A 10,696-nucleotide genomic window follows, 5' to 3' on the forward strand; every position below is an offset into this window, starting at 1 on the left:
AAAAATAAAATAGAAAACAAAAAGAAAGAGTTAATTCAACTTGTTGCGAGACACGGATTGGATCATGATAAAGTTTTGTTATTTAGTCGTGATTTAGATATACTTATTAATAAGTTTATGAACATAAAAGACAAAGTGCATAAATAAAAAATTTATAGTTTTTTATATTAAGATGTTTCACAGAAAGGAGAGGACAGTAATTGGAACATTTACAGGAAGAATTGTATAAACAAATAAAAGAAGAAAAAGGTACAGTTACAATTTTCTTAAAGAGTGGCGTTAGAATAGTAGGAGAAGTTGTTGGAGTGGATAAATTTACAGTTTTAATCTTAGTGGATGGAAAACAACAGCTTATTTATAAGCAGGCTATATCAACAATAATGAAATAAGACACTCTTGTTGAGTGTCTTATTTCATTATTGCTTGCATGCCTCAACATCAATGCCGGCAGCAATTAACTTCTTTTCTCCATCTTGTTCAATAATTTTTTGTAATTTAGATAGGAAAGAATCAAAGTTTGTATGCTTTGCTACTTGGAACGTCATTTTATGTTCAATTGGTAGCCACGTATCAATATCAGCTTCGTTATGCTGGATTTTCACCTCAAGTTTATCGAGTGCATTAGCAACTTTTGCTTCGTACGTTTCTTTCGCTTCAAACTCCATCCATAAGTCATATAATTCCTCGCCGAGAGAACCTGTTAACGTTTGTTTAATATTTAAAATAGCCTCCAGTTCATTTTTTTGTTTTTGTAGCTGTAATTCGTGACTATTCATTGTATCAAAAGCAGGAATATCACCAGCTTCGGCTTCGACTAGGTCGTGAATAATAACCATTTTAAGTAATTTCTCAATACTTACTTTTTGATCCAAATAAGGTTCAACTAAAATGGCCATTAGAGACATCCGCCATGTATGTTCGGCAACACTTTCTTGACGTCCGTTGGAAAGCCAGCTATGTCGCATTTCATATTTTAGTTTTTCTGCTAATGCAATGACTTGTAAAATGTTGTGTTCCATCGTGATCCTCCTCATTTATTCATACCATAATTCTAATATAGAAATGAAATGTGTCAATTTCATGAGTATATTGCGATAAACAGATGATAAGCGTATAATACATGTTATATGTGAAAACGTATTATTAAAATAAAAAAATGTTATATAAAAATGGAAAGGAAAGGGCAGAAATATGGGAGAGAAAAATCAAGTATTAGCTAGACCACAAAGAAGAAAAAGGAAGTTTGATATTTCTAGCCCAGTGGGCATTATAGTAGGTTTCATTATAGTGATAGCGGCAATTATGCTTGGCGGCGGTGGAATAAAAGCTTTCAAAAACTTTTTAGATGTTTCATCTATTTTAATTGTCATAGGGGGAACAACAGCGACAATTGTTGTGGCATATCGATTTGGAGAAATAAAAAAATATACGAAAAGCATTTTTACTGTTTTACATAGAAGAGAAGAAGATTTAGAACAGTTAACGGATTTGTTTGTCGATTTTTCGAAAAAGTCTAAAAAGAACGGCTTGCTTTCTTTAGAGGTAGATGGAGAGCAAGTAGACAATCCTTTTATTCAAAAAGGAATTCGATTAATGTTAAGCGGTTACGATGAAGATGAATTAAAAGAAGTGTTATTGAAAGATATTGAAACGGAAGTGTATGAGTTAAGAAAAGGAGCAGCATTATTAGATAAAATTGGTGATTTTGCTCCAGCTTGGGGAATGATTGGTACGTTAATCGGTCTTATCATTATGCTCCAAAACTTACAAGATACATCGCAAATTGGTACAGGAATGGCAGTTGCGATGTTAACGACATTATATGGGTCTGTACTTGCGAATATGATTGCAATCCCTCTTGCGGAAAAAGTATATCGTGGTATTGAAGATTTATATACAGAGAAGAAGTTTGTAATAGAAGCAATTTCAGAATTGTATCGTGGACAAATCCCTTCTAAATTAAAGTTGAAACTGGATACATACGTATACGAAACAAAGGTAAAAAAGGTAAAAGGAGCAGCCTAATATTTCAAGGAGTGGTATGATGAGTAAAGGACCGCAAAAGGGATCGCCTCGTTGGATGCCGACTTTTACAGATTTAACGATGTTATTATTAACTTTCTTTGTATTACTAGTTGCTACATCAAAGCAAGATGCAGTAAAATTGTCAAAGATGCTTGAAAAGTTTAGTGATACGGGGCAAGTAGATGCAAAAGTAATGGAAAATACAATACCGGATATTTCACATGAAAAAAATGATGAAAAAATGATTTCAAAAAAGAGAATGGATGAATTATATAAGAAGTTAAAAGCATATGTAGATAATAATGGTATTAGTCAAGTGAATGTATATCGAGAGGATACAGGGGTAAGCGTCGTTATAGTAGATAATTTAATATTTGATACAGGCGATGCGAACGTTAAGCCCGAAGCGAAAGGGATAATAAGTCAATTAGTTGGATTTTTTCAATCCGTACCTAACCCAATTGTTGTAGAGGGACATACAGATAGTAGACCTATTCATAACGAGAAATTCCCTTCTAATTGGGAGTTATCTTCAGCACGAGCGGCAAATATGATTCACCATTTAATTGAAGTGTATAATGTGGACGATAAAAGGCTAGCTGCGGTAGGATATGCAGACACAAAGCCAATTGTACCAAATGATTCACCGCAAAACTGGGAAAAAAACCGTCGCGTTGTTATTTATATAAAAGAGTAGTATATTATTATTTTAATAATAAAATAATAAAAACACGAAAATTCTTTTAAAAAAATATTAAATTTTATCATTTTATTTTGTATAATGAGTGAGAATGATAAGGTGAAATATTAAGATATATTTATACATAGAAGGAGAGAATTAAAAAGAATGGCACATAAAATTTTAGTAGTAGACGATGCGATGTTTATGCGAACGATGATTAAAAACTTATTAAAAAGTAATGCTGAATTTGAAGTTATTGGCGAAGCAGAGAATGGGGTAGAAGCAATTCAAAAGTATAAAGAACTTCAACCTGATATTGTAACATTAGATATTACTATGCCAGAAATGGACGGGCTTGAAGCATTAAAAGAAATTATTAAAATTGATTCAAGTGCAAAGGTTGTTATTTGTTCTGCAATGGGACAACAAGGTATGGTATTAGATGCAATTAAGGGCGGGGCAAAAGACTTTATTGTAAAGCCATTCCAAGCGGATCGTGTAATTGAAGCTTTAACAAAAGTAGCAAATAGTTAATATAGAAGGGGTGCCACAAGGAATCAAAACAGTGATAGCGGATCGACGTGTGGCCCCCTTTTTTCTCATTGTAAAACACTAAATTGTTATACATAAATGAAATGTTTGTTAGACAGGTAGGGGATAAAAATGCAAACAGATCTATTAAATATATTTTTCGAAGAGTCAGAAGAACATTTACAGTCGCTAAATGAAAATGTGCTAGTGTTAGAACAAAATCCTGCTGATATGGATGTTGTAGGAGAAATATTCCGATCCGCTCATACATTCAAAGGTATGTCTGCGAGCATGGAATTTACAGAAATGGCTGATTTAACGCATAAGATGGAAAATGTGTTAGATGAAATTCGTCATGGAAATATAGTTGTAAATGCGGATATTATTGATGTGATTTTTGAGTGCATTGATAATTTGGAGAAGATGGTTGCAGATGTGCAACAAGGTGGAATGGGCAATATTGATGTAGCCTCAACTAAACAGAAATTAGAAGCATTATTGAACGGCAATGTAGAAACTCCTACGGAACATATAGAGCAAAATCATATAGACACCGATGATGCAGTTTCGCATGAAGTGCATATAACAGTTGAACAGCAAGCAATTTTAAAAGCGGTACGTGCAATTATGTGTATTGAAGCATTGCAAAATGTAGGGAATATACAAAAAACAGCTCCGAGTATTGAAGAAATTGAAGCAGATGCTTTCGGATTTGAATTTACAGTATTTATGGATACTGATTGTAGTATAGAAGAATTGAAACAAGTAGTACTTCATGTTTCTGAAATTGAGAAAGTGGAAGTAAAGCAAGGAGAACCTATATCGAAGGAAGTAGCTTCTAAAAAAGTCGTTACACAAGAAGTTGTGCAAGTAGAAGGAAAGCTACAACCAGCTTTGGCTACGCAGGTAGAATCACCAATAGAGGCAACGAATCAACCTTCAAGTGCTATGCCAGCTAAAAGTACTACAAAAACGAAAAATGCTAAAGTGGAGAATCGTTCAATTCGTGTTCAATTAGAAAAAATCGAAAGATTAATGAATATGTTTGAAGAAAGTGTAATTGAACGTGGGCGCATTGATGAATTGGCTCAAACGATTCAAAACAAGGAGCTAATTGAACATTTAAATCGATTAGGCGATATTTCAAAAGATATTCAAAATGTACTATTAAATATGCGTATGGTGCCGATTGAAACTGTGTTCAATCGTTTCCCGCGTATGGTACGTATGTTAGCGAAAGATTTAGGGAAAAAAATCGATTTACAAATTACAGGTGAAGATACTGAAGTAGATAAAATTGTTATTGATGAAATCGGTGATCCGCTCGTTCATTTAATTCGAAATGCAATCGATCACGGTGTTGAAACTGTTGAAAAACGACGTGATGCAGGTAAAAATGAGACAGGTACGATTAAATTAGAAGCCTTTCATAGTGGAAATCATGTCGTTATTCAAATTACGGATGATGGAAACGGTATTAATAAAGGGAAAGTATTAGAAAAAGCGATTAAAAATGGCGTTGTAACTGAAGCAGATGCGAATAGATTAACAGATCGTGAAGTGTTTGATCTTATTTTCCAACCGGGATTTAGTACAGCTGAAGTTGTATCAGATCTTTCAGGACGCGGTGTCGGATTAGATGTTGTAAAACATACGATTCATAGTTTAGGTGGACATTTAATTATTGATTCTGAGGAAGGAAAGGGAAGTACATTTAGAATTGAACTTCCATTAACGTTATCTATTATTCAATCTATGCTTGTTCAAACGAATGATAAGCGTTATGCTTTACCTCTTGGAAATATCGTTGAAGCAATTCGAATTAAGAGAGAAGACATCCAATCCTTACAAGGAAAAGATGTATTAAATTATCGTAATCAAATTATTGAAGTGAAACATTTAAGTACTGTATTTGGTGAAAAAACAGTAGATGAGGCGTTTGCGTCATATGATGGTCAAATGGTTCCTGTGTTAATTGTTCGTAACACACATCGCAGCTATGGACTTATTGTAAACACAATTATCGGTCAAAGAGAAATAGTCTTAAAGTCATTAGGTGACTTCTTTGCAGAGAGTTCTAACTATTTCTCTGGTGCGACGATTCTCGGTGATGGACGAGTGGTCCTCATTTTAAACCCAGAAGGTTTATAATAGGAATGAAGGAAAGCTCCCCACTTGTATACAATTGGGGAGCTTTTTGGCTAATCGTTACGAATCTAATAATGGGATACATAGTAACGTTTTATACTAATGAGTTTGCTAAAATAAAATAAGAGTTTATATTATTTGATAGAAAAACAGAAATGAGGAGGCAGGGAAAATGCCTGAGCAACACACAAAAGGGGATACGAGCACGATTGTGCTAGAAAAAGAAAATGAGCATTTAACGCCCCAAGAATGCGATATTCTTGGCGAAATTGCAAATATATCATTTGGTTCAGCTTCGACTGTATTATCAACAATTTTAAATAGGCAAGTAAGCATTACTGCTCCTCGTATAGAGTTGGTAGATTTATATGATTCAAGAGATGTCGAAGTTCCACATGTTGTATTAAACATTCATTTTACAAAAGGATTAGATATGGAAAACCTTCTTGTTCTTAAGCAAGATGTTGCATTGTCCATTGCTGATTTAATGATGATGGGAACAGGTGAAGTCGAGGACGGAAAAGAACTTGGTGAATTAGAGCTAAGTGCTGTACAAGAAGCGATGAATCAAATGATGGGATTCGCAGCTACATCTATGTCGGAATTCTTCCAAGATACAGTAGATATGTCTCCGCCGACGATTAAAGTTGTAAAGTTATCAGAAGAAATGGAGAAAATCTCTGAAATCGATGGGAATCATACGATTGTTAAAGTATCGTTTGATTTAAAGATAGATAATCTTGTAAACTCTAAACTTGTACAAATTGTTTCAGTTGAGCATGCGAAACAAATGGTAAATAAATTAATGCAATTATCTGGTGGAGTAGAAGAAACAGACGAACCAGCAGAAGTAGTGGAAACTGAGATTGTAGAAGAACAAGTTGAAAAAGAGCATTTAACACAAGAAGAGAAAGATGTGCTTGGTGAAATTGCAAATATTTCAATTGGCTCCGCTTCAACAGTATTGTCAACGCTTTTAAATCAGCCAGTTACAATTAGTACACCAAATGTGGAAGCAATCAATGTTCGTCATTATGATGGAGTACCAGTACCATTTGTTATTTTAAATGTCGACTTTGTTGAAGGGCTAAAGAATGAGAATGTATTCGTATTTACGAAAGATGTTGCCTTAACAATGGTAGATTTAATGATGATGGGAACAGGGGAAGTTGACCCAGAAAAAGAGCTTACTGAATTAGAACTGAGCGGTATTAAAGAAATTATGAACCAAATGATGGGTCATGCTGCTACGGCGATGTCAGAAATGTTTCAAGAAAAAATGGACATGACGCCGCCAAATGTTAAATTTGTAACGTTAAAAGAAGAAATGGAATATTTGGGAGAGTCAATGGAAGTGGACGAACTCGTTCAAATTACGTTCAATCTTGAAATTGGCGATTTGCTTCAATCGAAGATGTATCAAATTTTGCCAATTTCCGAAGCGAAAGAAATGGTAAGGCGACTTCTGTATCCGATGGTGGAAGAAGAAGAGATTGCCACAGAAGAAATTGAAGAAGAAAAAATTGTAGAACCAGTTGTGCAACCTATTGAATTTAAAGAAGTAAAACAAATGGAACCAGTATATATGGACACGTCCATTCTACAAAATGTAGAAATGAACGTGAAATTTGTATTTGGAAGTACAGTGAAAACGATTCAAGATATATTAAGTTTACAAGAAAATGAAGCAGTTGTACTAGATGAGGATATTGATGAACCGATTCGTATTTATGTAAATGATGTATTAGTGGCGTATGGTGAACTTGTAAATGTAGATGGATTTTTTGGAGTAAAAGTGACGAAATCACTATAAGGCATTGAAATAGGAGTTTGAACTAGTAGATGAAAAACGTAAAGTTTTTTCTAATGAGTTGGCTATGCATACATGTGTGCTTGTTCTTCCCCTTGCAAAGTCAGGCTGAGGAACAAATTGAGTCAGATCAAAAAATAAATGAAGTGAATGTACAAGAAGAAAATAAGGAATCTCAAGAATCGTCAGAACAAGTGGAAACGAAGCAAGATGAAGAGAAACAAAAAGAAGCAGAGCAACAAGAAGCAGAGCAACAAGAAGTAGTAAATAAACAATTGAATAAAAGAAAGATAGAAACAGAACAAGGAATTATTACAGTAAATAAGCCGGAGCTTAAAGTTGGCGAAGAAGTGCGAATTGCTGTAGAACCAAATGGGAAAAACATTCAAAGTATGAAAGGTATATTGCAGCTACAAAAAAATGGCGAGCAATATGCGCAAGAAAGAATACTATCTTTTGAGTATGATGAAGAAACGAAGAGCTGGGTTGCTAACTATAAAGCAGGGAATTTTGATTTGCAAGGTGATTGGAATCTTCAGCTCGTTCAAAGTTACAAAGAGAATGAGAAAGAAGAAATCGTAAAAAATGAAGTGAAAGTCCCGCTCATTCGTATTAAAAATGAAACGCCAACTATAGATAAAGAATTGCCAAAGTTACAGAAAGTTACTATTGATGAAGTAAAAGAGAACTTAGTTGAACGAAAACAGGGAGATTCTATACATATACGAGTAAAAGCGTCAGATATAGAATCGGTTGTAAAAGAAGTGCGCGTTACATTAAAAGGGAAAGAAAATAAAGAGCTTTCGTTTTTATTAGACTACAACAAGCATGATATGGATTGGCAAAAAGTATTTGAAATAACAGAAGCATTGCCGGCTGGGCCATACGAATTACTTGTAGAGATAATAGATGCAGCAGGTAATAAACTTGTTGAAGAAAGTGAATATACCATTTCTGTTTTGGCGCCAAAAAACGAAGATGATAAAAAGATAGAAGAGAAAGAGAAAGAAGAGAAATTAGATAATAAACTAGAAAATGAATTAGAAGATAAGAAAGAAAATGAGAAGCAAGAAGATTTGAAAGTCAAAAACCCGCTTCTAGAAGAAAAATTGCCGGTTGTTCAAATTCCGAAGCAAGATGAGAAAGTAAATAAGTTTATAAAAGAACCGTTGAAAGAGAAATTTACTTACGTTATAAAAGAGCCGTTCGAAGACAACAAGGAAGTACATAAGGCGAAGGACCAAAAAGAGAAAAATAACAAACAAGTTGTCTCTAAAAAGAAAGAACAAAAAGAAGAAACGAAAGACAAGGAAGAAGAAAAAGGTGAACAGGGAGTACAAGCTTCGGATGTATTTACTATCATGTCAGGTTTGTTCGTACTGTTTTTAGTTTTAAAGAGTAATAAAGAATGGGGCTAATTATTTCATAGTAGTGGAGGCGCTTAAATGGAGATTAAACGTACGACAATTGAAGATAAGACGCTACAACCATTAAAACAGCCTGCAGCTATTTCGGAACATGAAATCCAGAAAGAACGAAAGCGTAGCAATTTAGTGTTTACTGGACAGTCTAAAATTATTTCGAAAAATAATGAGATAGGTATTTTACTTGCAAGTTTAAGTGATGGAAAGATTATGAAGGAAATGCTTTCTAAAGAGATGGATACAGTGTTACAACTTTTTAAAAAGTTACATACGTTATCTGAAGAAGGAAAGCAATCAGAAAAAGTGTTTGAACAAGTAATTAGAAGCCTGCAAGGACTTATTAAGCAGGCGCATATAAAAGAACTTCCTTTGTTAGATGGAACATATGATTTCGCTGAAGTACAACTATCATTTGGTAGAAAAGTACATATTCCTTTACTAGATGTAAGTGCACTTATCTCTAGAGTGGAAAGTGATTCTTCAGAAGGAAATATAAATTTGATGGTAACGGTTATTACTGCTTATATAACGAAATTGTCTAACGAAACAATTTTAATTAGCGTTACAGACCGCATTGCTAAAGATCGGGATGTAAGTGTATGGAGAGCGCTTGCGGAAATGAACATGACACAATTGTCACAGGCGTTGAAACAAACGATGCAAGAACATAAATGGTCTATGACGTTTCTTTTTCTCTTCATATGGATTGTCGGTATTATTTTAATTCGAGTTATGTAAAAAGGTCGTCACTCCATTGTGACGACCTCTTTTATATTTTTTCGTAGAAGAATGTATCAAATCGCTGAAGATTGTAACGTTCGGGTGTTAAAATTTGTTCCGTACTACCAACAAATAGTACACCGCCTTTTCGTAAAGAACGACTAAATTTTTCGTAAAGTTTTACTCTTGCTTCTTCTGTGAAATATATCATTACATTACGACAAATAATCAAATCATAATTTGTATCGAATGACTGCATTAAAAGGTCATGTTGTTTAAACGAGACGTTTTGTTTAATGTTTTGATGCAATGAATATAGACCATTCTCTTTTGTGAAATGACGTTCTTTCAAATCAGTAGGTAATTCCTTTAACGAACGTTCTGTATATTGACCGCGTTTTGCAGTTTCTAAAATATGAAAATCAAGATCTGTTGCTTGAATTTCAAAACGGAATGGAGCTAGATGCTTTGATAAAATTAAAGAGAGTGTATACGGTTCTTCACCAGCAGCGCAAGCGGCACTCCATACCTTTAATTTTCCGCTATTTTGTTCGAGTAATTTTGGTAGTGCTTTCGACTCTAAAGTTTGCCATCGTTCTTTATTTCTAAAAAACTCTGAAACGTTAATTGTAATATAGTCAATAAAATTTAAAAATAAATTTTGATCAGCGCGTAATTTGTTTAAAAAATTAGTGTAGTTTTCAAAGCCTTTTCTCGAAATGAAAGCATCGATTCTACGGCGCATTCTATCTTGTTTATATGAAGCGATGTCCATATTGAATTGTTGTTTAAAACTCGCGATAAAATGATCATAATCTTGTTCAATTATCATATTTACAATGGGCACAATAATGGTATTGTGCCTCCCCCTTTACATCATACGAATTTTTTGTTCAAAGCTTTTTTTCATTTGCTTTTCATGTAATCCTGGTAAATCATAAATGACAGCATCAATACCTGCTTCTTTTGCAACATCGACAGGGATGACAGATGTATGTTTGTCCCCATTATAAAAACAGAGAACTAAATCAGTGTCTTCAATAATTTGTTTAACAAAAAACATATAATCTGATCGGTAAATGGAGTCAGAAGGATGATCAAAAGCAACATATTCGGCTCCGTGTTTTTTTAAGTAATCAACGACTTCTTGAAATTCATCTGTAATTGCTTGCAATGGTTGCAGCGTGTAAAGGCATAAATTTTGAGCGAGTCTTTCATTCTCAACGAAAAAACGAAGAACCTCATTTTCAATAGATTTATAACATAATATGTAAATTTTATGTTTGTGAGCATAGTCAGTTAAAAATTTTTTAATTTCTTCTTGATCTAATGCTGTTAATTGATTTGAACCACAAA

General features: G+C 33.9%; 12 protein-coding genes. 9 read left to right on the forward strand and 3 right to left on the reverse strand.

Translation table 11 applies throughout. The features are described 5' to 3' along the window. Together ACQGS6_RS16825 and hfq are read left to right on the forward strand one after the other, a co-directional pair. Window positions 1-147 (forward strand): aspartyl-phosphate phosphatase Spo0E family protein (locus tag ACQGS6_RS16825; RefSeq protein ID WP_142338601.1); only part of this gene is annotated, 147 nt, incomplete at its 5' end. Between the two features lie 53 nt (window positions 148-200). Next, window positions 201-389 (forward strand): RNA chaperone Hfq, encoded by a 189-nt coding sequence (gene hfq, locus ACQGS6_RS16830; protein WP_000400665.1) that lies wholly within the window; start codon window positions 201-203, stop codon window positions 387-389. Between the two features lie 27 nt (window positions 390-416). Here hfq and ACQGS6_RS16835 read toward each other — a convergent pair whose 3' ends face one another. Then, window positions 417-1,019 (reverse strand): HD domain-containing protein, encoded by a 603-nt coding sequence (locus tag ACQGS6_RS16835; RefSeq protein WP_000400780.1) that lies wholly within the window; start codon window positions 1,017-1,019, stop codon window positions 417-419. A 172-nt stretch (window positions 1,020-1,191) separates the two neighbouring features. Between ACQGS6_RS16835 and ACQGS6_RS16840 the strand changes: the two genes are divergently transcribed. The 7 genes from ACQGS6_RS16840 (at window position 1,192) to ACQGS6_RS16870 (ending at window position 9,358) form a co-directional block, all read left to right on the forward strand. After that, complete coding sequence (locus tag ACQGS6_RS16840; protein WP_000504192.1) at window positions 1,192-2,025, forward strand: flagellar motor protein MotP; 834 nt, start codon at window positions 1,192-1,194, stop codon at window positions 2,023-2,025. A 19-nt stretch (window positions 2,026-2,044) separates the two neighbouring features. Beyond that, window positions 2,045-2,722 carry an OmpA family protein gene (locus ACQGS6_RS16845; RefSeq protein WP_426965335.1) on the forward strand — a complete coding sequence of 226 codons (678 nt, stop codon included), beginning with the start codon at window positions 2,045-2,047 and terminating at the stop codon, window positions 2,720-2,722. A gap of 150 nt (window positions 2,723-2,872) precedes the next feature. Continuing rightward, complete coding sequence (locus ACQGS6_RS16850) at window positions 2,873-3,241, forward strand: response regulator (RefSeq protein ID WP_000940568.1); 369 nt, start codon at window positions 2,873-2,875, stop codon at window positions 3,239-3,241. A 129-nt stretch (window positions 3,242-3,370) separates the two neighbouring features. Next, entirely contained in the window at window positions 3,371-5,389 is a 2,019-nt protein-coding gene (locus ACQGS6_RS16855) for a chemotaxis protein CheW (RefSeq protein ID WP_426965336.1), read from the forward strand. A gap of 169 nt (window positions 5,390-5,558) precedes the next feature. Beyond that, the gene (locus tag ACQGS6_RS16860) at window positions 5,559-7,199 is read left to right on the forward strand and encodes a flagellar motor switch protein (protein WP_001115010.1); all 1,641 of its coding nucleotides are present in this window, start codon (window positions 5,559-5,561) and stop codon (window positions 7,197-7,199) included. A gap of 29 nt (window positions 7,200-7,228) precedes the next feature. Further along, window positions 7,229-8,614, forward strand: coding sequence for a transglycosylase (locus ACQGS6_RS16865; protein ID WP_098397466.1), 1,386 nt, complete (start codon window positions 7,229-7,231; stop codon window positions 8,612-8,614). A gap of 27 nt (window positions 8,615-8,641) precedes the next feature. Next, complete coding sequence (locus ACQGS6_RS16870; protein ID WP_000403962.1) at window positions 8,642-9,358, forward strand: hypothetical protein; 717 nt, start codon at window positions 8,642-8,644, stop codon at window positions 9,356-9,358. A gap of 31 nt (window positions 9,359-9,389) precedes the next feature. Here the strand turns inward: ACQGS6_RS16870 and cheR are convergent, their stop codons facing one another. Continuing rightward, on the reverse strand, window positions 9,390-10,172 hold the full coding sequence (gene cheR, locus ACQGS6_RS16875; RefSeq protein ID WP_000582881.1) for a protein-glutamate O-methyltransferase CheR: 783 nt from the start codon (window positions 10,170-10,172) through the stop codon (window positions 9,390-9,392). Between the two features lie 39 nt (window positions 10,173-10,211). Beyond that, a partial coding sequence (locus tag ACQGS6_RS16880) for a flagellar motor switch protein FliG (RefSeq protein ID WP_426965337.1) occupies window positions 10,212-10,696 on the reverse strand: 485 nt, incomplete at its 5' end.

It is taken from the genome of Bacillus sp. GMs2/2 (genome assembly GCF_050172095.1).
GTDB lineage: Bacteria > Bacillota > Bacilli > Bacillales > Bacillaceae_G > Bacillus_A > Bacillus_A cereus.